The 23442-nt window shown below is 51.8% G+C and carries 18 protein-coding genes; 7 read left to right on the plus strand and 11 right to left on the minus strand.

All coding sequences use genetic code 11. From position 1 onward, the window contains the following. Positions 1 to 94 precede the first annotated feature (94 nt). Together LBJ36_00965 and LBJ36_00970 are read left to right on the plus strand one after the other, a co-directional pair. On the plus strand, positions 95 to 1042 hold the full coding sequence (locus LBJ36_00965) for a hypothetical protein (GenBank protein ID MDR1377612.1): 948 nt from the start codon (positions 95 to 97) through the stop codon (positions 1040 to 1042). 196 nt (positions 1043 to 1238) lie between these two features. Next, positions 1239 to 6773, plus strand: coding sequence for a hypothetical protein (locus LBJ36_00970; GenBank protein MDR1377613.1), 5535 nt, complete (start codon positions 1239 to 1241; stop codon positions 6771 to 6773). Positions 6774 to 6926: 153 nt separating this feature from the next. Here LBJ36_00970 and LBJ36_00975 read toward each other — a convergent pair whose 3' ends face one another. The 6 genes from LBJ36_00975 to LBJ36_01000 all read right to left on the minus strand — a co-directional run bounded on the left by LBJ36_00975 (position 6927) and on the right by LBJ36_01000 (position 14705). Further along, positions 6927 to 8183: a M48 family metallopeptidase gene (locus tag LBJ36_00975; protein ID MDR1377614.1), complete on the minus strand. Its 1257-nt coding sequence runs from the start codon at positions 8181 to 8183 to the stop codon at positions 6927 to 6929. Between the two features lie 490 nt (positions 8184 to 8673). Further along, complete coding sequence (locus LBJ36_00980; protein ID MDR1377615.1) at positions 8674 to 9603, minus strand: ABC transporter permease; 930 nt, start codon at positions 9601 to 9603, stop codon at positions 8674 to 8676. Further along, positions 9600 to 12014, minus strand: a complete 2415-nt coding sequence (locus LBJ36_00985) for an ATP-binding cassette domain-containing protein (GenBank protein MDR1377616.1) — start codon at positions 12012 to 12014, stop codon at positions 9600 to 9602. Before LBJ36_00985 ends, LBJ36_00980 begins: the two co-directional genes overlap by 4 nt. 40 nt (positions 12015 to 12054) lie before the next feature. Further along, complete coding sequence (locus tag LBJ36_00990; GenBank protein MDR1377617.1) at positions 12055 to 12783, minus strand: cyclase family protein; 729 nt, start codon at positions 12781 to 12783, stop codon at positions 12055 to 12057. Between the two features lie 101 nt (positions 12784 to 12884). Beyond that, the gene (locus LBJ36_00995; protein ID MDR1377618.1) at positions 12885 to 13925 is read right to left on the minus strand and encodes an ABC transporter substrate-binding protein; all 1041 of its coding nucleotides are present in this window, start codon (positions 13923 to 13925) and stop codon (positions 12885 to 12887) included. Positions 13926 to 14243: 318 nt separating this feature from the next. Next, on the minus strand, positions 14244 to 14705 hold the full coding sequence (locus tag LBJ36_01000; protein MDR1377619.1) for a hypothetical protein: 462 nt from the start codon (positions 14703 to 14705) through the stop codon (positions 14244 to 14246). A 158-nt stretch (positions 14706 to 14863) separates the two neighbouring features. Here LBJ36_01000 and LBJ36_01005 point away from each other — a divergent pair, with 158 nt between their 5' ends. Next, positions 14864 to 15256, plus strand: coding sequence for a helix-turn-helix transcriptional regulator (locus LBJ36_01005; GenBank protein ID MDR1377620.1), 393 nt, complete (start codon positions 14864 to 14866; stop codon positions 15254 to 15256). A gap of 198 nt (positions 15257 to 15454) precedes the next feature. Here the strand turns inward: LBJ36_01005 and cobT are convergent, their stop codons facing one another. After that, complete coding sequence (gene cobT, locus LBJ36_01010; GenBank protein MDR1377621.1) at positions 15455 to 16552, minus strand: nicotinate-nucleotide--dimethylbenzimidazole phosphoribosyltransferase; 1098 nt, start codon at positions 16550 to 16552, stop codon at positions 15455 to 15457. Then, the gene (locus LBJ36_01015; GenBank protein ID MDR1377622.1) at positions 16530 to 17789 is read right to left on the minus strand and encodes a class II fructose-bisphosphate aldolase; all 1260 of its coding nucleotides are present in this window, start codon (positions 17787 to 17789) and stop codon (positions 16530 to 16532) included. Before LBJ36_01015 ends, cobT begins: the two co-directional genes overlap by 23 nt. A 303-nt stretch (positions 17790 to 18092) precedes the next feature. Here LBJ36_01015 and LBJ36_01020 point away from each other — a divergent pair, with 303 nt between their 5' ends. The 4 genes from LBJ36_01020 to LBJ36_01035 all read left to right on the plus strand — a co-directional run bounded on the left by LBJ36_01020 (position 18093) and on the right by LBJ36_01035 (position 20411). Beyond that, positions 18093 to 18245 (plus strand): hypothetical protein, encoded by a 153-nt coding sequence (locus LBJ36_01020; protein ID MDR1377623.1) that lies wholly within the window; start codon positions 18093 to 18095, stop codon positions 18243 to 18245. 128 nt (positions 18246 to 18373) lie between these two features. Then, positions 18374 to 19588, plus strand: coding sequence for a dihydropteroate synthase (folP, locus tag LBJ36_01025; GenBank protein ID MDR1377624.1), 1215 nt, complete (start codon positions 18374 to 18376; stop codon positions 19586 to 19588). Beyond that, the gene (folK, locus tag LBJ36_01030; protein MDR1377625.1) at positions 19588 to 20166 is read left to right on the plus strand and encodes a 2-amino-4-hydroxy-6-hydroxymethyldihydropteridine diphosphokinase; all 579 of its coding nucleotides are present in this window, start codon (positions 19588 to 19590) and stop codon (positions 20164 to 20166) included. Before folP ends, folK begins: the two co-directional genes overlap by 1 nt. An 83-nt stretch (positions 20167 to 20249) precedes the next feature. Further along, positions 20250 to 20411, plus strand: a complete 162-nt coding sequence (locus tag LBJ36_01035) for a hydrogenase expression protein HypA/HybF (protein ID MDR1377626.1) — start codon at positions 20250 to 20252, stop codon at positions 20409 to 20411. Between the two features lie 189 nt (positions 20412 to 20600). Here LBJ36_01035 and LBJ36_01040 read toward each other — a convergent pair whose 3' ends face one another. From LBJ36_01040 to LBJ36_01050, 3 genes are all read right to left on the minus strand, one after another. Then, complete coding sequence (locus LBJ36_01040) at positions 20601 to 21587, minus strand: TRAP transporter substrate-binding protein (protein ID MDR1377627.1); 987 nt, start codon at positions 21585 to 21587, stop codon at positions 20601 to 20603. A gap of 63 nt (positions 21588 to 21650) precedes the next feature. Further along, complete coding sequence (locus LBJ36_01045; protein MDR1377628.1) at positions 21651 to 22925, minus strand: TRAP transporter large permease; 1275 nt, start codon at positions 22923 to 22925, stop codon at positions 21651 to 21653. After that, positions 22903 to 23406 carry a TRAP transporter small permease gene (locus LBJ36_01050; GenBank protein ID MDR1377629.1) on the minus strand — a complete coding sequence of 168 codons (504 nt, stop codon included), beginning with the start codon at positions 23404 to 23406 and terminating at the stop codon, positions 22903 to 22905. The genes LBJ36_01045 and LBJ36_01050 overlap by 23 nt, the downstream gene beginning before the upstream one ends. Positions 23407 to 23442 lie beyond the last annotated feature (36 nt).

A 23442-nucleotide genomic window follows, 5' to 3' on the forward strand; every position in this document is an offset into this window, starting at 1 on the left:
GCTACAATAGGATTATCGAGCATATTAATCTAGAATCTTTTGGTTGTCAAGGGGGAACTATTCTTTCAATAAAGGCTTGAGTTATAATCATTTCATGATGCGACAAAAAACGTTACGCGAAAAAAAGAAGCCAGTAATTCGTTTCGATCTGTTGTGGAAAGAACTCTTGGAGTCTTTTTTCTATGCGGCGCTTGAGGTGTTTTATCCGACTCTTTATCAGGCATGTGACCACAGTCAAAAACCTGTTTTTCTGAACAAGGAGCTGCGTATACCCGGCGTGCGTAGAGGACAGAAAATCCTGGATCTTCTAGTGGATGTGCCCTTGAAGACAGGAAAGAAGATCTGCGTGCTCCTTCACGTGGAACTCCAAGGCGAAATTCGCGGCGAAACTTTTCATGTGAGGATGTATAAGTACTCCTGTCTGATCGTGCTCCGTATGGGACGTCCTTTTACGGCATTGGCGATACGTACCACGCCCAAAGGAAAATCCGAAGAGTTGCGGTATGAATCCCAATGCTTCGAGTCTCGGAACACCTATGATTATCGTACTGTTTTTATCGATCAGATGGACGAAGAACATCTTTTGAAAATGACGGACAACCCGATAGCGTTAGCGGTGCTAGCGGCCTCGCGGATGCTGAAGGCTGGGAAGAGTGAAAAGAGGCGTTTTGAGTACGCTAGAGAAATGTTGCGTCTCTTGAAGAGCCGAGGGTATTCTCTAGAAGTGCGTCATAAGGTGAGTCAGTTTATTGAAGGAGTAAGCAGCCTGAGCGCGAAAAAACTTCTAGAGGATTTCGAGAAGGAAATAGATGAAGTGTTCGAGGAGGTGAAATCCATGCCGATAAAAACGCCTATAGTGGAAAAAGTTCTAAAACGAAAATCTTATGAATGGGGAGTGGTTGAAGGAAAACTTGAAGGAAGACTTGAAAGTAAAAAGGAGACGGCGCTTTCGATGTTGGCCGAGGGAATGATTCCCGACTTGATTTCCAAAATTACGGGATTGACTGTGAGGGAAATTCAAAATTTGCGTAGCCAAAATTGAGCCTGCGAATTTTATCGAGTCAAAATTAGGAAAAGAGCATCCTCAAAAGCGGATTCAAGATAAGCTCCTAACGTTTCGGTATACCCCGTAACGACAATGAGCTCCTTCTTTCCTACTAAACATCGTCTATAATCCATTATAGATTCGATATCATAGATTCGATATCACGATTATTGAATTGATAGGAGGGAAGATTATGGATGATAAACCGACGCGAAACGCTCCACTGAGGAGCAGGTGGCTCTCTTCGATCTTGTGGGGGCTTTGCTTTGGCCTCGTTTTCACCTTGGGCGCGGAGGCGTCGTCTATGAGGCTGTGGCCTTTAGGTCAAGTAAAGACAAAAGCGGTCTCTTTCGCTCCTATGGGGAGAGTTTCCAATAGCGTCACGTTCGACATCGACTTTCAAGACAAGATGGTCGAGGAAAGAGAAGTGGGTAAAACCTTGGGTATCGCTGATTTTCCCTTCACTGTAACCCCCGCGATTCAGGCCGAGGGTAAGTGGATGGATCAACAGCGCTTCTCAGCGTCGCTCTTGGCCCCCTTGGAAATGGCCACGTCCTATACCGCCAAAATCAAAGAGGGACTAAAAACCTCAAGAGGTAACGAGATCAAGGGAGAGGAATACGTTTTCCAGACCGACCCCTTAAAACTTCTGTCTGTCCGCGCGGTCGGGACGCGCAACGGAGAGGCGGACATCCAGTTTGACTTTAATATACCCGTTTCCCCCACTCGCCTGCGCGGTTTTCTCTCCATCAACAGCTTTTATTCCAATAGTCCCCCTCCTCAGGACATACGCGGCAGCAACATACGCTATCACCTTTCTGGAACAGCGTCAGAAACTCTCCATGCTATGGCTTATATTGGCAACTCTGACGAAATGGTTTTTCTGAATGTAGGCGTGATCAAAGGACTCACCGGCGAAGTAGGGGATTTAGGATTGACGGAATCATCAACTTACCAATTTAAGCTCAGTCCCACTCTGAGGATCGAGAGCCTCAATGGCAGAAACTCTTACGAGGGACCCCACGTGCAAGTCAGAACAAGTCGCAGCGTCCGTTTCGACGAGAGTGTGAAGAGCTTTATCAAAGTAGAACCGGAAATTCCTTTTTCCATCGATTCCTATTACGCGGGGTCCTTCAACATTCGCGGCGACTTCAAGCCGCGGGAGCGATTTACTTTCACTTTCAAAAAAGGGCTGCCTTCCCAAAATGGCTCCGTTCTGCAGGAAGACCACACTCAAGCCGTCATCATGCCGGACCTGGAGCCATCCATCGAGCTCCCCGCTCCGGGGATGTTTCTCTCGCCTGTGGCGGGTGGCCTAGTTCCAGTGGAGTTGGTCAATATCTCAAAGTTGAAAATCGATCTCTGGCGGCTCTACGAAAACAACATTCCCTACCTCATGCGGGGCGAGTACACGTATTTTCAGCGAGACTTGGCCAGACGCGTGGCCAGCAAAGAGTTTCAACTCTCCCTTCCTTTCAACGAAAAAACGCGCCGCGGCATTTCCCTGGATGACCTCTTGAGTAATGATCAAGGCGGAAACGAGAACCGCGGGCTCTTTTTGCTGTCGCTTTCGATCCCCGGCACCTATTGGAACGAACGTGACCAGATCGTGAACCTGAGCGATTTGGGCGCGGTGGCTCGCCTGTGGGAGGATGGAATCCTGATGTGGGTCAATACCCTTTCGGGACTCGAACCCGTGGAGAGGGCTGAGGTTCGCGTCTACAGCAACGCGAACCAGTTATTGGCCGAAGGCAAGACTGGACCGGACGGCGTGTGGCATCTGCAACGCGATACCCTTTGGGAGAAGGATCAGAGCAGAAGCCCCTACCTCGCCACGATTTCCAAAGGGCAGGACGTCACTTTCGTGAAGCTGACCCGGGGGCTTTTATCCCAGGAGACTTTCGACACCTCTGGTCGTCCCTGGCTGAGGGAGGGTTATGACGCCGCGATTTTTTCCGCCAGAGACATCTACCGCACGGGCGAAGAAGCTTCTTTCAAAGCTGTTGTCCGGCACCACGACCTGTCTACTCCCGATGCCTTCCCCGTTCTGTTCGTCGTCCATGATCCTCTGGGCCGCGCGGCAAAGCGAGGAATCGAGCTTCTGAGCGAAGAGGGCGGAGCGCTTTTCAATCTGGAATTGCCAAGCAACGCCATCACTGGCGCGTGGAACGTCGCGCTTTTCATCCCTGGCAACGAGGACCGACCTCTGGCGAGCATGAGCTTCAGTGTAGAGGACTTCGCTCCACCCCGCATTGAGGTTCACCTAAACACAGACGTCAAAAGCCTGTTCCCCGACCAGGAGGCGAGCTTTGATATCTCCGCTCGCTACCTCTTCGGTGCGGACGGCACGGGGTTGAGGTGGGAGTCGACCTGGAGCGCCAGGGAAGGTGTTTTCACGCCCAAACAGAGCAAATGGGCTCCCTATGTTTTCAAGGACGAGGCGCGGCAATTTACTCGCATCACCGACGAGGCAGGAAGCGATAACCTGCATGAAAAGGGAGAGGGAGGATTTTCGCTGACTCTGCCTGACAACTGGAACGTTCCCGTGGTGGACGTGTCGATAACGGGGCGCGTTATGGAGGAAGGGGGACGCTGGGTTTCCGATGGAATGGTCCTGCCCTTCTATCCCTTGCCTTGGATTTTGGGTCTGGCCGCGCCCGAGGAGAACTTGTTGGTAGGTAAAAACCTGACATTCCGAGTGGCGGCGCTCACACCGAAGGAGGAGCCTGCCGACCCCGGCAAACTCACCGCGACCCTTTATCATGTGAGGTGGAACTACAACCTGGTGGAACTGGATGGCTACACTCGATGGCAGAGCAGTGAGGAGTTCAACAAGATCGAAAGTAAAACCGTCTCCTTGACGGAGGGAGTAGGAACGGTCTCCTTCAAACCGCCGCGGTGGGGTACTTACGTGGTCCGGGTCCAGGATGGCAAGGATAAGGTCAGCGCTTCCATCCGCTTCTACACTAACGATCCCTCCTACGCGGATAGAGGTTCTCAACTGCTGGACCGGGTTGAGATCGACTTGGACAAAGAACTTTACAAAGTAGGCGATGTAGCGAAGGCCACGTTACGAGCGCCCTTTAAAGGGCTCTTGCTCTTCGGCGTGGAGGGCATGGGACCCATTGAACGCAAAATTCTGAGCGTGGATAGTGCGGACACCGTGGTAGAGTTCCCGGTCACCGCGAAAATGACCCCCAACGCTTGGTGTACTGTTTGGCTGATTCGTCCCGTGACGGAAAGTGAGACCTGGAGTTCTCATCGGGCTGTCGGGGTCAAGGTGCTGAAAGTGGATACCAGCACGTTTCGCTTGAACGTGGAACTAACGGCTTCCGATAAGGTCGATCCGGCGACCAAACTTCCCATAACCCTGACTTTGACCGATGTTCAAGGGATGCCAGCGAAAGGTGAAGTGGCCTTGGCTTTGGTGGACGATGCTGTGCTGCGGCTGACGGACTTCAAAGTACCGGACCTGCTGGATCATTTCTTGGGCAAGCGGCAGATCAACTCGGAAGGTTATGACATCTACGATCTCTTGATGCCGCTGGAGTCCCGAAACACGGAGCTGCTGCATCCATCAGGAGGTATGGCACTGGATGCTTTTGCTGGCGCGGCCGTCAAGGCTAGAAGATTCAAGATCCTCTCCCTGTTTGACGGGCTGCTTTCGGCGGACGTCAGCGGTGTCGTCAAAGTGGAGCTGGACCTGCCGGAGTTCAGCGGGCGTGGCCGCCTGTTCGCTGTCGCCACGTCCGGGCCTCGCTTTGGAGTGACCCAGCAGACGGTGCAAATCGCCAGAGATATTGTCGCAGAGGCGGATCTTCCCCGTTTCGCTGCGCCGGGCGATGCTTTTACCGTTCCCCTGACGGTGTTCAACTCCAGCGAGGAGCCGAAGGACATCACGGTCGAGCTTTCGACGGAAGGAGAGCTTTTGTTAGAAGCTTCCGATAAACCTAACGAAACCAATACCGGCCAACCCTATAAGCTGACGGGAACAGTTCTCGCAGGGGAATCCCGTAAATGGGCCGTGACCCTGAAAGCTCTGGAGCCGGGAGAGGCTGTCTACGTTGTGAAAACCTTGTGGCAAGAAGGCGGACAGGATAAGGTCTACGAACAGCGCATCGACATGCCGGTGCGTTCTCCTTACCCGGTGATCACTTTGTCCGGTTCAGGTTCTTTTGCAAGCGGCGACGCGCGAATCCAGGTGAGAGAAGATTCTTTTCTTGGGGCAACCACGGGAAAACTGGTCTTTTCTGACACGCCTTTGGTGGACCTGACGAAAGCCACCAGTTTTCTCGCGAGTTATCCCTATGGGTGCCTGGAGCAGACCCTCTCCTCGGCGTGGCCTTTCTTGGTTTTGCCCGACGCTATTGCCGAGATTGACCCGCTTTTGGTCAACAGCACTGCCGTCAAGCTCAAGACGGACTACGCTCTTACCCGCCTTCAGTCGATGCAGCTCTATGACGGCTCCTTCGCCAAATGGCCGGGAGACGCCACCCCCTACAACTGGGGCGGAGTCTACGCGACGCATTTTCTGGTCGAGGCTCGAAAAGCCGGTGTGGATTACCCGGAGGGAATGTTGGTCAGCGCGGTTAACTGGCTGAAGCAATTCCTGGCCTCCATGCCTGGTAGTGGCGGGTACAAATATCGGGAGAGAGACGATTTCACCACCAAGGCCTATGCCGTTTACGTGCTGGCTTTGAATGGAGAGAAGCCTTTGGGCTGGATGCAGTACCTGGGAGAAAACAAAGAATTCATGTGGCCTTCTGGACGGATTTGGCTAGCCGGCGCTTATGCTCTCACCGAGGGCAAGGCGGACGTTCTGCGGGAATTGGGGAATTGGAACGGCGACCTCCTGGAGCCGGAAGCCCTGTACGAAACCCTGGAGTCCAACGTGCGCAACGCGGCGCAGTTGCTTTCGATCTGGGCGGAGATTGAGCCCAAGTCTCCCGAAGCGGTGAAGCTCGTTCAAACGCTTCTGAACTGGGGAAAGCAGAACCAATGGTATAGTACCCAGGAAAACGCGACCGTGACCATGGCGCTGGCGCGTTATGTGACTCGGGCAGGCTACGAGAAAAGCCAGCTCGAAGGTGTCTTAAAATATGGGGAAGAAGAAGGAGAAGAGAAAGGAAAAGAGAAAGAAGAAGAGAAAAAAGAAGAGAAAAAAATCGCCTCGTTCCGTAGCGGTGAAAAAACTTCGCTGGAGGTGGCGGATTTGCCTGCCTCTCCTTTGACATTGAGCGTCATGGGGACTGGAAGAGGGTACTATGCCTGGAGCGTCACGGGGATGCCATCGAAGGCCCCGTCTCCAGAGCGCAAGGGGTTGATTCTGGAATGTCACTGGGCGAACCGCAAGGGAGAGACTTTGCCCTTGTCCGCGCCATTGGAGCAGGGAACAGAGATTTTGGCAACCTTGACTCTCAGCCCTTCTTTACCCCTTAACGACGTGGTGATTTCCTATCTTCTGCCGGGAGGCCTGGAACTGGAGAACCCGCGCCTGCGAGGCGACGAAGAGGAAGAGGAACAAGAAACTCAAGGTGTCCATTATGATGCGCGCGATGACCGCCTGTTGATCTTCATCGACCATTTGACCCAGGCGACCGAGTACAAGTTTACGATGCGAGCCGTCACGCGAGGGAACTTCGCTGTTCCCCCTCTGGCGGCTGAGGGCATGTACGACCCCGATATCCGTTTCGTAGGTTCCGTAGGCGAGAACCTGGAGATCCGATAAGGAGTCCGGTATAATAATGACGTGACAATAAACGGGAACCCTTTCTTTTTTGAGGGGTTCCCGTTTTGGTTGCGTTTATTGGTCGCGTTTATTAGTTGCGTTCAGTTTATTTTATTAGTTGCATTCAGTTTATTTTATTAGTTGCAATAGAGGCTAACGACCGTTCACAGACCCAGACCGTACGTTTTGGATATTCCGCATTCTTTGTAGCAACGTTGGGTGAGAGTAAGACCAGAAAACGACAAACGGATGAGGTGTGAGGTTGCTCAACGCTTTTGAAGAGATTTTTTTGAGTCCCGTAATGAGCGCGTCACCCATTCCATAAACGTCGGCGAAATTATCGGCCGCGTATTCGTGTTTGCGAGATAGAAAATGCGTCGCGAAGTCCAGTATATTGGACAGCGGCGTGTACAACAGGGAAAAACCGACCAAACCCAAATGGAACGACGGAACCGCTCCTCCTAACGCATACGCTATCTCCGGATTCTCCAGGAACATCGACAGCGCCCAAAGCATAAACCCCGTGACACCCAAGGAAATCGTCATCATGAAGATCACATGCCGCATTTTGTAATGGCCGATCTCGTGCGCGAGCACGGCAACAATTTCCTCCACCGCCAGGTCGTTAATCAGCGTATCGTACAAAACGATTCGCTTCTTCTTCCCAAAACCCGTAAAGTAGGCGTTGGATTTTGCGCTCCGCTTGGAGCCGTCTATAACGTAGATATTTCGAATGGGGAAAGCCGTCTTTTGGGCGAAAGCCTCGATTGCGGAACGAAGCTCGCCTTCTTCAAGCGGTGTTTGCTTGTTGAAGATCGGGACAATCCACTCGGAGTAAAAAAACGTGATCGTAAGCGTCAAAATGGCGATGGCAGCCCACGCCAGCAGCCAGAACCAATCTCCAGCATATTGGTAAACAATCACGATGATCGCTATTAGCACGCTCTGCAGAACCAACGCGAGCGCAAGCGCTTTTAGTTGGTCCGCCACGAACGTCCGAGGCGTCGTCTTGTTGAAGCCGAATTTCTCCTCTATGACGAAAGTGTCGTACCAATTGAATGGGATGCCCATAATCCACACCCCAATGGATATTGTTCCCAAAAACACCAGAGGCAGCAAAATAGTGTTGCCGGTATACCCTCGAAGAAACGTGTCAAGCCATCCCGCGCCTCCATACCACAGGATCAGCAGACCGACCACAAACGAGAATCCACCGGAAATCATCTCAAAGCGGTCGTTCTCCTTTTGGTATTTCTGCTGTCTGGCGTATTCCACAGAATCGTATATCCCCTCCAGCTCCTTCGGCATGGTTGGGCTCATTCGCGTCCGGTTCAGGTACGACAGTACCTCCTCCCAAATAAAGTCCGCGACATAAAAAATGACGATAAGGTAAAAGTAGATATTACGCATCTTTTTCTTTCACTTTCTTTCATTTTTTTTACTTTATTTCACTTTTTTTACTTTCTTTCACTTTCTCTCACATTGCCTATTTTTTATCTCATCGCTCAATCCGTTCAACTGTATTTCAGTGTATTTTAGCCGAAAAATTCGAAAAATTAGGGTGTGAAACCTTCAAATAAGGGACGCTTTTCCTCTGAGACGTCAGGGCAAAAGGTCTCACGGCTCCGGTATAATGCCTGCCGCATTTGGATATCGAGAATAATATTAAGGATGATATTAAGGATGATATCAAGCAGTGCACCGCCCATATGAAATCGAGGTAGAAAAGAGGTAGAAAAGCTGTCGAATTGATATATTGGAAACAGTATAGCCGGCCTTGAGGTTGGTTTGAAGTCGGCTGTGTCTGTCGCCTTTGGCTTCCGTCGCAGGAGATCGGAGGCAGGAGATCGAGGAAGGAAAAGGAGGCGGTTATTCTAGGGCCCCAAGTTAAATACTCTCTTTATCTTTTCTTTGAGCCCGATACTGAAGCGACGAGGATAAGCACCAGAAAAGCACCCTGAAGCAGCCTTTGAGTGCCTGGCAAAATCTTGGCCACGTTCAAAAAAGTCGACATGAATGACATCATGAGCGCTCCAAAGCAGACGCCCATTACACTGGATCTGCCTCCAGCGGCAGATGTTCCTCCGACAAACGTGGCCGCGATCGACGGTAGGAAGTAGGTGGAGCCCATGTCCTGAAAGGCTCCGCCAATAAAGGCACCGCACAGTGCCCCGGCGATCCCCGATATGGAGCCTGCGATGACGAACGCCGTTACAACGACGCGATTGACCGCTATTCCGGCGTAGTGAGCCGCCGTCTTGTTCTGCCCGACTGCGTGAAGACGTTTGCCATAGGGCGTTTTGTAAAGCGCTACGGAGAGCAAAAGAGCCAGGGCGATCGCAATCAGAGTAAGCATGGAAATATCCGCCGGATTTTTATTGATAAAGGCCACCAAAGCCGGATCTGGTAGCGCCTTCATATGGGGTGCTCCCACGAGTATAATGGAAAATATGATATATCCGGTGGCGAGCGTCGCAATCATAGCGGGGACTTTGAGGTATACATTGATTAAGCCGTTTGCCAATCCGCAAACCGCACCTACTATCGTCGCCGCGAGAAAGCCGGTCAAGGGAGCAGTGTTTGTAAGCGTACAGGAAATATACGCGCTGAGCGTCAGGATGTAAGTCTGCGACAAATCTATGGCGCCATCGCCACTGGTGACCACTACCGTTTGTGCCAGACCCAGTAGTAGGGCGAAAGTTGATAATTTCGCGCTGGTATACAGCAGGGCGAAATTGAGCCTACCGGAGACGGCGCCGATCAAACCCCAAAGAATGACGGAGCCCAACATGGGCCAGATAAACGGGTGTCCCTGGAGAAATTTTCTCATGCGACTACTCTCCATCGAGTGGTAACCAGCTTGACTGTTAAAACCAGTATTAAAATCAACCCCATAACGGCAGTTTGATAATTCGACGCCACTTTCAAAAACGCCAGCAGAGTTGTGATGAACGACATGGCTATCGCGCCAGCCACTACACCTACGGGTTCCACGATTCCTCCCGACATTTCGCACCCGCCGAGAATGATCGTCGCTATGCTCATCATACAGTAAGACGCGGCGCTGTTTGCGTCGGCGCTCAGACAAACAGCGGTAAATGTGGTTCCTGCCAATACGACCATCAAAGCCGATAGACCGTAGTTAGTCATTTTTGCGGCTAAATGGGACCACCCGGAGCGCTCAACAGCTTCTGGATTGTTGCCTATACCACGTAGGATCATTCCATATTGGGATCTATAAAGCAGATAATAACAGGACAGGGCTGCCAGCAGGCACAGGATGACCGGCATGGGCACAAATGAGATCCTTTGTCTATAGAAGGCCGCCAGCCATTCTGGGCAGTGGCCGCCCGGAGTAGGGCTGAAGATCAGAGCGACTCCGAGCCAGATAAATTGAGCTCCCAGTGTAACGACTATGGCTGGGATCTTCCGCAGATGGATTAACGCGCCCATAAAAATGTAGGCTGATATGAACACTGCAATGGAGATGACGCCGAATAGGGGATTCTCAGTCAAGACGACTGCCACCAGGACGTTTACCAGTCCTATGGAGTATCCGTTGCCCATGTCAATATCACCGGCCAGAACAATGAACATCTGTCCGAGGCTCGCGAAAACCAGTGGAACCGCCGTGCCGACCAGCATACGGATGCTGACATAGCTGAGTATCTTCGGATTCAGGTACACATTTGCCAATATCATCAACAACATGGTTGCAACGGGCAGTGCGGCTCTTGACGACAGTATGCCCTCTCGTCTGTTTTTTTCCGATGTACTGGATTTGACCTTGCCGTCTGTATCCTCGAATGAGGCATGCACAATATTCGCTGCAGTGATTTCCTCCTCGGAGAGGTGGGCGACAACCATCCCGCCGCGCATGACGTAAGCGCGGTCGCATATCTCCATCTCAGCATCCTCGGTACTGTATAGGATCATAGATTTGCCCTCTGCTTTGGCATTTCGTAAGAGTTCGTATATCTCTTGCTTGGTTCCAACATCGACGCCAGCCGTTGGGTCATTCAACAATATCAGATTCGCTCCGGACGCTATGCCTCGTGCAAGTAGCGCTTTCTGCTGGTTGCCGCCGCTTAGGGAGGCGATAGGGCTGTGAATGCCCTCAGCCTTGAATTTGAGTTTGTCATACCAATGTTGAACTAGTGTTTCGGATCTCTTTCTAGCTATGAGGAAACTGTTTTTCACTCTGTCCAGGCTCGTGATAAGGATATTGTCGAAGATGCTCCACAGGTGGAATATCCCCTCTCCAGTCCTGTCTCCGCTTATGTAGGAGACGCTTCCGAAAACCGACACGCTGTTTCTGTTTCTCCGTGACATCCGCTGTGTGCCAGCATCAAAGATCGCGGAGAGAATCTCCTTTTGCCCCGATCCGGCGAGTCCTGAAACACCAACGATCTCGCCACCCTCTACGTACATGTTCACATTCGAAAGCGTCCGGTTGGACAATCCCTTAATATCGACCACGCGCTGCCCGCTCTTCTTCATCTTTTCCTCGACCACGCGTCGCGTCACTTCACCGCCCATAAGATGTACCAGTTCATCCTTGGTAGTGTCGTTCGCGTTGAATTCCCCCTCCACTCTGCCGTTGCGCATCAGAATGATACGGTCGCTGACCATCTTTATCTCGTCCAATTTGTGCGATATGTATATTACAGCCGCTCCGCAAGCGCGCAGTTCGCGCACAACCTTGTGCAGTTGCATCGCTCTATCAGTTGAGAGCGCGGAGGTGGGCTCATCTAAAATTAAAACTTTCAGTCCCTCCGCCACAAAAGCCTTGCAGTTTTCGACGATCTGACGGTCTGCCAGTGCGAGGATCCCCACCGATTTTGTGACATCGATGCTGCTTCCAGGGAAAAATCGCTCCAGTAAATCGCTAGTTTCCTTCCTCTTCTGCCTGCGCCAGCCGACTTTTCCCAGAAGGTTGCGCGACATATTGAGGATAGCGAAATTCTCGTACACGGCCAGGTTGGTACATAAGGACATGTCCTGATAAGCACAGGAGATACCAGAGTCTTTTGCCTCTTTCGCCGTGTACCGCGACATTTGAACACCGTTTGAAAAAATATGCCCAGATGTCGGAGGTAAAACACCCGTTAGTACCTTTATGAGTGTTGACTTGCCCGCTCCGTTGGGCCCGACGAGACCAATAACCTCTCCCTTGTAAATCCGAAAATCCACCTGGCTGAGAGCCTTGGTGATACCAAAAAACCTGTCAATACCTTTCAATTCAATGTATGGGGACGATTGAGCATGCATTCTCGAAACCTCACTCTGCCGCCGAGTTGAACTCTTCCGAGAAGGCGACGATGCGAATCGGAGACCCGGAACCGCCCTTGAACTTGTTCGGCAGGCCGATGAGGTAGGTAAAAACAGGTATTAGCGACAGAGCGCACAGGTTCTCTATGATCGGAATATTTTTGCCCAACAACGTATGATGACACGGGCTTCCGGACAGGCCGTAGGCGTCCAAAGAAAGCGTGTCGCAACCCACGGCTGCCACGTTTCGTCCGGCTAGGTATTCGGCTGCCCTTTGATCCAAACCCGGCCAATCCCGAAGGTAACCAGCACAGTTCGGCTGCAGCCCGTATTTTTCGTCCCAGCCAAAACGCAACATCACGATATCCCCAGGCTTAATCTCGCCGTTTAGCGCCTCGAAATGCCGAATTTCCTCCAGGGAAAATAATCCTTTTTCAGGCGTACTCATGGCGTCTATCTTAACCCCGCGTCCCATGATCGCGGAGACCGGCATTTCGTCTATGGGACATCCGCCACGCATGAAATGTTTGGGTGCGTCAATGTGTGTGCCGGTGTGCTCTGACATGACGATTCTTGAATGCAACCCTTCATCGCCGTAATCGTAAGATTCGTACAACGTCCCGCCGTAACGGGCCTGAGTTGGCCACACAGGCATCCCCTCTTCTAGCGTATAAGAGAGGTCCACGATCCGTGCACTAGCCTTCAAGTTCTCGAACATCTTTATGTACGATTCACGCATGGCAATCTCTCCTTATTCGAGAAAAAGTACGAGAAAAAATATAATAGGCCGCCGTGATTACGCGACGACAGCCTACCTAATTCAAATGGCTCAGGGTATTTCTACTTTTTGTAAAGATTGGCGCGCACCCATTCGCGGTCGTAGGTGGGGCAGGCAATCACTTCATCCGGCACATTTGCAAAATCCTTGATCTCGTCTTTGGTGACGATACCGAAGGGGTGCGTCATCTCCTTTGGAACGTCCATTCCATTTAAGATGTCCACCGTGACATAGACCGCCGAAGCGCCGTCCCAAGGGTTGGACGAGACGGAAATAGTGTCGTAGCCCTCTGGCGCTTCATTGGCCCACCACTTCAGGAAATAACCGCGATTGTCGCCGCCGATTATAGGTAGAGCAAGCCTTGCCGAGTGAAATGCCTGAACCGCTGCGTAGGAGTCTCCTCCCTGAGTCACGATAGCATCTATCTTGTCGAGGGTCGGAAGAACTGAAGCTAGCTCCGCCTGGGCCTTTGAGCCAGTCCAGTCAGTGTAAATTTCCGCCAATACCTTAATATCAGGGTATTTGGCGAGTGCTTTCAGGACACCTTCGTGGGCTATATGGTCAAATTCACTGCCGGCTGTACCGCGAAGCTCAATGATATTGCCTTTGCCGCCGATGGCTTTACAGACGTACTCCGTCAATTCGCCCATCTGGGCGATGGTGTCAAAGTTGATCTGATAGCACAGCTCCGCTTTCGACGTCACAGGCCCATCGTTAACGATAATACATGGAATTCCTGCATCCGACGCTTCCTGTATGGCGCCCGTCAACGCCGTGGCAGAACCGGGGTCAATGATTATCGCATCCACACCTTGAACTATGAAATTCTGAATCTGTTGCACCTGTACGCTGTTGTTCTGATTTGATTCGGCGAAGATCAGTTCACGGAGTTCGCCTGACGCGATCAATACGTCAGCGGCTTCTCTGGCATAACGTTCCATTGCTTGACGATATGTGTTACCGTTATAAGAGTTTGAAAAGCCTATCACATAGCCTTTGCTGGAAGATGCGGCGAACGCCATGCTTGAAGCGTAATTCGAGGTCAGAACCAATGCAAAAATCAACAGAAGAAACATTGCGCGTAATAAGATAGCCCTTCTCATATTAGCAACTCCTCTGATTAGAATAAAATAACTTATAAATCACAGATAAACCACAGATTTATGACATTTTATCGGCTTTTTATACGCTTGTCAATTTGTGAGAAATCCACATGAGAATCCGCGAGGAAACATGAATAAGCCATAGCTCTTTAAGCCTAATATACTATAGGGATTATGCACTAGAGTTTTTGATGTGTTTGGAAGTGTGAAGGCGGTCCGTTAGCAAACCGCCTTTTCAGTTCCCTGTATTCCCTAACGAAAACTTTTTCCCATCTGAGTCAGATGGGAATTGGATGGGTGAGGTTTGAATGATTGCGTTCAGTTGTATTCTGGAAGATTAGCGTAATCAATTGCCTTACCAAGAGCGAAATGGATGAAGAAATCTGGATAGCCATCTATTGGCAGCCAATAAGTAACGATTTCTTTACCTTCGTATTTTATTTTCCTGAATATCGGCTGTTGCGTACTCATCGCCTGATTGGCTAAACAGCCTTTGTGATCTTCCGGCTTCCCGCGGGCGGAACACTTCGTTCCCGTCGAACGCCCTAATTTTTTGCTGACGTCGTTCAAGGCAATGACCTCTCGATTTTTGTAAGTCAATTGAACCGCTTCTGGGAATTTTCCCCACATGAGTTGGAAGGCTTTTTCCAACGCGTCCAGTTCACTTTGTCGAATATTCAATACACTGCCGCCAACCGAATGACAAATCCCTGCTTCTTGCGAAAAATCCAATTTTTCTTTCAATCTTTCTTCCAGTCTTTCTTCCAATCTTTCTTCCATCGCTGATACGCTCCTTTTCAAAAAACTTGATTTGGCCTATAGTATGATCATAAGTATTGATCATAAGTATGATCATAGTACAAAATGAATTTTTTATAAGAACGCAGTATTTACTGATAAAGTATCCAAATACATACTATGAAAGGCGACGGCCAATAGTGAGCACAGCCAAGAGAATTGTAGACAGGCTGCAAGCAGCGGACTTGACGTGTCCTATCCGTTATACGCTGAATGTGATTGGCGGCAAGTGGAAGTTGCCCATCATCTGCATGCTGGAAAAGGGCAACCCTACGCGGTACAGCACCCTCAAGCGCAAACTGGGCGATATAACCAACATGATGCTGGCGCAGTCGTTAAAGGAACTTGAAGCGTCGGGGATTGTCCATCGTGAGCAATACAACGAAGTGCCGCCGCGGGTGGAATATACTCTGACCGAAAAAGGGAAAACTCTGTTGCCGTCTGTCACATTACTTTGGCAATGGGCGCGGGACAGTATGGAGCAGGAAACAATCTGCGGGAAAGACTGCGACAAGTGCCTTTCGGAGATATAGATAATGTTCTTCACGGGTCATCGGTGAGGATTCGTATGCGTCTGACATCTTCGTTCCTCTTGTGTTTTACGATAAGTTGCAGCACCATTTCATCGGCGGTAGTTTCGTCGCTCAGGATAATCCATATAATCCATACATAAACGATCTCTTAAAATTTATCCCCCCTCCGCAACAGGAGAGGGGATTGTTATTGTGAAATTACGCCTTCAAACCCTTTCGATACTCCGACTCCAGCGAGACGCCGTCAAAGGTGTTCATAGAGTTCATCAGGGCCAAAGCGTCGTCCACCACCTGCATGGCGATAGGACATCCGCTGCCCTCTCCCAGGCGCATACCTAGGTTTAAAAGGGGCGTCAAGCCCAGATGGCGCATGGCCAGGCCATAACCGGGTTCCTGAGATAAATGAGAGGGGATCATGAAACCTTTGGTCAAAGGTGAAGCCAGGATGGCGAGAAGCGCGGCGGCAATGGAAATGACCCCATCGATAACAACGGGGAGCCTGTAGCGTGCGGCTCCAAGAAAAACACCCATCATTCCGGCGATGTCGAGTCCCCCCACCTTGGAGAGAATGTCCAGAGGGTCGGCTGGGTTGGGCTTGTGCTCTCGCAGCGCGCGAAGAATAACACGTTTTTTTGTCTCAAAGGCCTCGTCGGTGAGGCCGCCTCCACGTCCTACAGCAAGGTCGGGATCATCGACCCCCAAGGCTGCCATAATACAGGCCGCGGCCGGCGTTGTGTTTGCCATGCCGACCTCGCCCGTTCCCACAATTTTATAACCTTTCTCTTTGGCTTCGCTCGCCAGTTGGATTCCCGCCTCCACTGCTTTTTCCGCGACCTCCCTAGACATCGCGAGGACATTTCCCCGAACGAAGTTATCCGTTCCCTCCGACATCAGGCGAAAACGCCTGTCGATAGCGGGATGGGGCGCCAGGTCCTTGACTCCCATATCGATCAGCTTTAAATCGACTCCGGCGTGTTCGCACAGCACCGTGATGCCGCACCCTTCGTTTCTTGCATAGAACTCCATTAACACGCGAGTGAAATTCTGAGGCGAGGCGGAAACACCTTCCTCGTACACTCCGTGGTCGGCGCCAAAGAGGAAATGAACCTTACGATCGACGCGATTGTGTAATTGTCCTGTGATGCCCGCAATCTGAATGGCAAGAGCTTCCAACTGTCCCAAACTGCCGGCCGGCTTCAACAACCTGTTCTGATACGCGGTAGCCTCTTCTACGCTTCGGCCGTCAAGAGGCTCGATATCCGCCCTTAAGGCGTCAATCGTCGAAGTTTCCATCATTCTTTTTCTTGTTGGGCGCTTTATCGAGCGTGTAATCGGACCGAGGGCGCAATGGCTTGCGCTCAGGCGCGGCGTTGTGATCGAGGCGGCGGTTGATGACCTCCAAAACCTTATCGGCACTTCCCTCTCCTTTCATAGCCTTGATGAAACGGGACGCCCATTCTTCGGTCTCTCCAACAATGCGCTCCACCACCTCCGGTGTCTCGCGCAAAATCGCCTCTCCGAAGGGGAGATTTGCCTTTTTATAATCGCCTCCCTTGCGGCTGATTTTATTGCCGTCCGCCCAGGCTATAATTTTGCTCCATAAGGCGTCACTAACGCCGCGCTCGGATTCCTTCACGTAAGCGCCTGTAGAGGTGTCCGCGTTGCCGGTTTCTGGATCCATCTTCAAGCCGAAGGCCACGTTCTGAAAGAGCGTCGCTACGTTGCCTTTATTGATACGATAGTTATGGAACTCTTCCACTTTGTGAAGCGGCGTTCCAGAAATACCGTGCTGGGCGATGGAGACGCCATAGGGGGCGATTGCTTCGGCGATTTCGAGGGTGCGGTTCAGATCAATCCCCTCCTGCTGGCCGCTGGACGCGTCGTAAGTGCCATGCAACGAACCGTTGGAGATGGCCAGAAGATCCGGGTAAACGCCCCAAGAGTTCAAGCCGCCGATGAAGAAAAGAGCCTCCTCCACCGTGGACAGTTCCCCGGCGCCCTTGATTTCCCCGACTTCCACCTCAAGGCCCAGGTAAGGAGGGATGCTCATGGTCACGTCTCGGGTAGCGCAAAGATTATCGTAATCTTGTAGATGCGAAGCATCCACAGCCAGGGAAGTCCAGCTCTGAGCCACTAGAGCCGGTAAATGGGACACGGCTTTGTTGATGTCGGCCGCTCCTTTGATACCATAGTGGTCCACATGCATCGCGAAAATGACCCCGTCGCCCAGTTCTCTGGAGTACTTCGCCGCGTAGGTCGGAAGGTTATCGAAGTTGCCAAGGCAATAGCCCGTCTCGGACTTGGCGATCTCCAGCACAACGGCGGCGTTCAGTTTTTTGGCCGCTCGCAGGACACCCTTCGCCGTCAACGGACAGCGGCAGTTGGCCGCCAGGACGACACAACCCAACTCTTTGGCCGCGGTGTAAATATCCCGTCCGCTCACCAGACCGACGCTTTCGTTTTCCCATAATGCCCTGACATTCAAAGGTCTTCGTTCCAGCATTACCTTGTATGCCTTATCGTCGATATTCATCCCTCAAACACCCTCCCCTGTTTAAATTACGTAACATATCTTTCCTCTGATAGAAATTCGCTTGACATACTCCCACGACTAAAACTAAAGTTGTGGGATTCTAAGATCGACAAAGACAGCCGACTGAAACCGGTCTTACGTCTTCTCCTTTCGTCTTTTTCTTTCGTCTTCTCCTTTAAGAGTGGATGCCCCCACTCTGAGAATATTTACAGCCGCCTTGATATCCCGATTTATATCCCGATTGATGTCCCGGTCGTGTTCCGCTCCGCATCTCGCGTTGATAAGCCATAAAAGGAGTTTAACATGAAAGTAGACATATGGCAAGAAACCAAATACAAAACAAACGTCACCGTTGGCGGCGTTGCGATTCTCATCCAATCTCATCCAATCTCAGCTAATCTTATCCAATCTCAGCCAATGGCTGAAGCCGTTGGCTTTCTCATCGCTTTATCGTAAAATATTAACACAAAACGAAAGCTAAGATCATCGCCGCCTTTTCGACTTTAGCTTCGACTTTAGTTTTAGCTTCAGCTTAGACTTGGCTTCGACAAAAAGCGCGCGAGGATTTAGGAGGTTGAAGGTTTATGACGATTTACCCTTTAAACATTCGGTCCGAACAGGAACTTCGGGCCGCCATCGTCCGCGTCGGAGCAGACGAGCGATCGGAGGTTTATTTTCAGCCCAAGAGGCGCAAGCGGCACTTTTTTATCAGCCAGGTGGACTTTCGGGCCGCCGCGTACATGAAACAAGAGCTTTTGGCGCGGGGAGGAGACGCTGTCGTCTCCCGGCATGTGATCGATGGATCCGCTGATCACAGCGACGCGCTCCTGATCGGAACGGACGGCCAACTAGAGGCGTTGTCGTGCAAGATGGGGGCCATGAACTGCTGGGGACTGGAAGAGCTGCGTAACGAGCTGCGCGCCGTTTTGCTGAACACGAAAGCAGCTTCCTGGACCTTATCTCTGCCCAGAGGACGCAAACTTGTGTTGGACTCCCGCACGAAGGTCATGGGGATACTGAACCTGACCGAGGACTCTTTTCACGCCCAGAGCCGCGTCAAAAATCTGGACGACTTGTTGACGCGGGCCGCTTCTCTGTTACAGGACGGCGCTCACGTGTTGGATCTGGGGGCGGAATCTACTCGTCCCGGCTCCTCTCCACTTCCTGAGTCGGACGAACTGACCCGCTTGATCCCCGCGTTGAAAGCGCTTCGAGAGTCCTTTCCCAACGCTATTTTATCTGTGGATACCTATAAGGGCAAGGTCGCTTTAGCGGCGGCAGAGGCTGGGGCCGATATCATCAACGATGTTGGCGGGTTCGGCTTGGATCCTCACATGCTGAGTTGCGCTGCGGAGACCGGTCTGCCTTACGTTTTATCCCACATTAAAGGAACACCCGCGGACATGCGAAATGTTCCTCCTTACGAAGACCTTTTGGGCGTACTCAACGTCTATTTTAGGGAGAAGATCGAGGAAGCGGAACGTGCGGGGTTGCCGAGAAAACGGCTGATTCTCGATCCAGGGCTGGGTTTCGGCAAAAAAATGGAGGATAACCTTTTGATTCTCAGGGAGGTGGAGAGCCTGAGCGTTTTCGGACTACCCACGCTTGTGGGGTATTCCCGCAAAAGGTTCACGGGGACCGTCACGGGCGCGGCGGATGCGGATACGGATGACCGCCTGACAGGAACCGTGGCTCTCTCGGCGCTTTTAGAGGGCCGTGTCCAGATGACGCGAGTACATGACGTTAAGGAAAACCTTCGCGCTCTTCTGATGGCGCGAGCCGTTCGAGAACCGCTGTGATGGAGGTCATCGCGGCGGTGGGGCTAGGCTCCAACCTGGGCAACAGGCTTTTGAATTTACGCGCCGCTTTAAAATATATGGACTTGAAGCGCGTGAAGGCGGAACACGCCGGGACGTTCGAGGTTCTTCAGACCAGCGACGTCTTCGAGACCCCTCCTTGGGGTGTGACGGACCAGCCGCATTTTTTGAACGCCTGCTTGACAGCGAAGTGTACTTTGCCACCGGAGGAATTATTGACCCTGTTGAAGAACATCGAAGCCCGGATGGGACGTCAAGAAACGCGGCGTTGGGGCGAGCGGGTGATCGACTTGGATATTCTGGCGATGGGTCCTTTGATCTGGAACTCCCCTACCCTGCGTGTCCCGCACATGGACATGCGCCGACGGGGCTTTGTGTTGATCCCCTTAGCCCAAATCCTTCCCGACTGGGTTGACCCGGTCACCCATCGCTCTGTGGCTGAAATGACGGAGAGTTTCAAAAAGGAACACTATAAAGAGGGAAATTATAAAGAGGAATATTATAAAGAAGAAAATTCTAACTCTAAAGAAAAAGGGTTTGTTCGGATTTGCCGACTTTGAGGACGCTACGGACTTGACCGCGGGCGGGTCTTTGACTATTATGAGTAGGAAATCGGTGTTCAAAATAAGGGAGGCGAGGTCACGTGGCGAAGTTTCGTTGTATTGAGTGTAAGGCCGAGGTGGACATGGACGCTGACGAGCCAACAAAACGGTGTCCTAAGTGCTTCAGTCGTTATATGGAACTTGTTTCGGGCGAAATCAAACGGGGCAAGTCTTGGAGCGCTAAAAGTTTCAGCGTGAAGTAGCGAAAGTAATGAAGTAGCGAAAGTAAGAAAGAAAGTAAGAAAGAAAGTAAGAAAGTAATAAGGCAAAAAAAGCAATAACCCCTTTACGCGTATAGTTTTATTATGGATTTATTATGGTTCTATTATGATTTTATGCCTTATCACAGTATATCAGGGGGACAAGCCCCCTGATATATTTTTGATAGCGTATTATTTTGTTTCCACGATCTTCTTGTAAAGCTCCAGGACATCGGCGGGCTTAGTACCCAAAAACTCCTCCACAGCGGGTCCCGCCAGAGTGGCGAAGGCGGCCTTGTCAACGGTAACGAACTCCATTCCCTTTTCCTTCAAGAACTGTTCGTTGGCGGCGACGTCAGCTAGGAAGAGTTCACGCTCGTAAGTCTCGGCGGTCTTACCCGCGTCGACGACGGCCTTTTGAAGGTCCTCAGGCAGCTTCTGGAAAAAGTCCTCGCCGATTACCAAGTAGATCCACCCATACACGTGTTCCGTCAGGTCGACGTACTTCTGCACCTCGTAGAGCGAGCCGCTACGAATGAGATCCAAAGGGTTCTCCTGCCCATCGATGACGTGTTGCTGCAAAGAGGTGAAAACCTCGGAAAACGCCATGGGGGTGGGTTTAGCGCCGAATGCCTCCCACACCTTCACGAAGAGGGGCACGTTCGGGATACGGATCTTAAAGCCGTTCAGCTCATCGGGCTTCGTGACGGGGCGATTGCTGGTCAAGTTGCGCGGAGCGCGGACGAAGGAGGAAACGGGACGCAGTTTCACCTTATCGATGATATCTTTCTCGATTTCCTTACCGATATCGCTCGTAAGAACTTTCGTCAGGTGATCCATGTCACGGATCATGTAAGGAACGGCGATCAAAGCGCACTTGGGAGCCCAGTTTTGCATGGACTCTCCCGTGATGACCATGTGGGCTATGCCCGTATGAATGGCTTGGATTGTGTCCACCTCGTTGCCCAACTGCTCGTTGGCGAAGACCTGACACACGATACGCCCGCCAGAAAGCCTCTCAACCTCTTCCGCGAACTTGAGAGACGCCTTGTGCCACGAATGCTCCTCGTTGCTCAAATGCCCCAGCTTCAACGTGTACTCCGGCGCCGCCAGCGCAGGCGTCGCCAAAACCGACAGAACAGACACCATCAACACGGCAACAAAAACTTTCCATTTCATACAAAACGCCTCCTTATAAGATATTGGAACCCGTATACAAACAAACCCCAAAAACTCGCGAAATCACTTCATCAAAAAGTTCGGCAGCCAGGTCGAGAGCGCCGGAATATAGGACACCAGAACCAGGACGAAAAGGCAGATGAGGAGGTAGGGCATATTGGCCTTGATGATACGGCTGATGGAGATCTTTCCGATGCTGGCGGCTACGAAGAGACACACTCCCACTGGAGGAGTGATGAGACCGATCACCAAGTTCAGGACGCAGATCATAGCGGCCTGGATTGGGTCTACACCCACCTGGCTCAGCACGGCCAAAAGCGTGGGGAAAAGCGTCATCAGGGCCGCGATCGTCTCCATGAACATGCCTACGAACAGAAGAAATATATTGACGATCAGGATAATCAGAAACTTGTTTTGGGTGAAGGAGAGCATCGTTTTGGCAATCAACTGCGGAATTTGTTCGCTGGTCATGATCCAGCCGAAGACGTTGGCAAAGGCCACTAGGGTGATGATCGACGCCGACATGATGGCGGATTCCTTCAAAACTTTGGGAATGTCCTGAACACGAAGGTCTTTGTAGATGACAACCCCCACGAACAGGGCGTAGATACAAGCCACCACCGAGGCTTCTGTGGGGCTGAACCAGCCGCTCAAGATCCCCACAAAAATGATGGCCACCATCAGCAGCGCCCAGATGCCTCCGTAAAATTCCTGCCAGAAGATTGCCCACGTCGGTCTGGGTTGTCTGGGATACCCACGTTTAATTGCCAGCCAGTAGGTCACCACTAGCATAATGCCTCCCGTCAAAAGCCCCGGTATGGCCCCCGCCAGGAAAAGCTTGCCCACGGAGAGACCCGTTAGGGTCCCCGCGATGATCATCGGCATAGACGGCGGGATAATGGGACCCAGACACGCGGTGGATGCCGTTATGGCGCAGGAAAAGCCCATGTCATACCCCTGCTTGTGCATGGCGGGGATCATGATGGTCCCCAGGCTCGCCACGTCCGCCACAGCCGTGCCGGACACGCCGGCGAAGACCATGGAGTCCACTACGTTGGCCAAGGCAAGCCCTCCACGGATATGACCCACTAAGACATTGGCGAATCGGACGATGCGGTCGGAGATCCCTCCCTGGTTCATCAAGTTCCCCGCCAGGATGAAGCCCGGCACACACAGAAGCGTGAAGGAATTGATCCCAGAGAACATACGCTGGGGAATCACCGACAGCGGAATACCCGCCCCCACCAGGTAGATCAAGGACGAGAGGCCCAACGAGAAGGCGATGGGAACACCCGCGAAAAGAAAAACGACGAAACTAAGAAACAGCAGTGTTACCATAGTTCACCTCTCCAGTCACAAGAGCTTTAAAGTCTTCGAAGACGAGAGCGACCGTGTAGAGCAGGGCACTTCCGGCGTGCAGCACCATGCTGCCGTAGATGAGGTGCATGGGGATCCCCAGGGATGCCGAGGTCTGGATACGCCCGACGGCGGCGCTTTGCCAGCCATACCACGCCGTGGCTCCCATAAGCACGATGACCAGTATGTCGATGAGCAACTGCATGAACGCGCGAGAGCGTCCCGAAAGAAGATTCACAAAAACATCGACGTTAACGTAAGCGCGTTCCTTGGCCGCTAGGCCGGCGGAAAAAGCCACCATGTAAAGCATCAGGAAACGAGACGCCTCCTCAGTCCAATGGGGAGGCGCGTAAGGCCATAACGATGTCCTCGCGAAAACCTGCAGCAGCACCACAAGGACCAGCCCCACAAAACATAATGAGGACGTCCACCCCAGAAATCGTTCTAACTGCTTTTTCCACACATTCCTAACCTCCTCGCGTATAAAATAGCGGCGACC

This window comes from Synergistaceae bacterium (assembly GCA_031267575.1).
Taxonomy (GTDB): Bacteria; Synergistota; Synergistia; order Synergistales; family Aminobacteriaceae; genus JAIRYN01.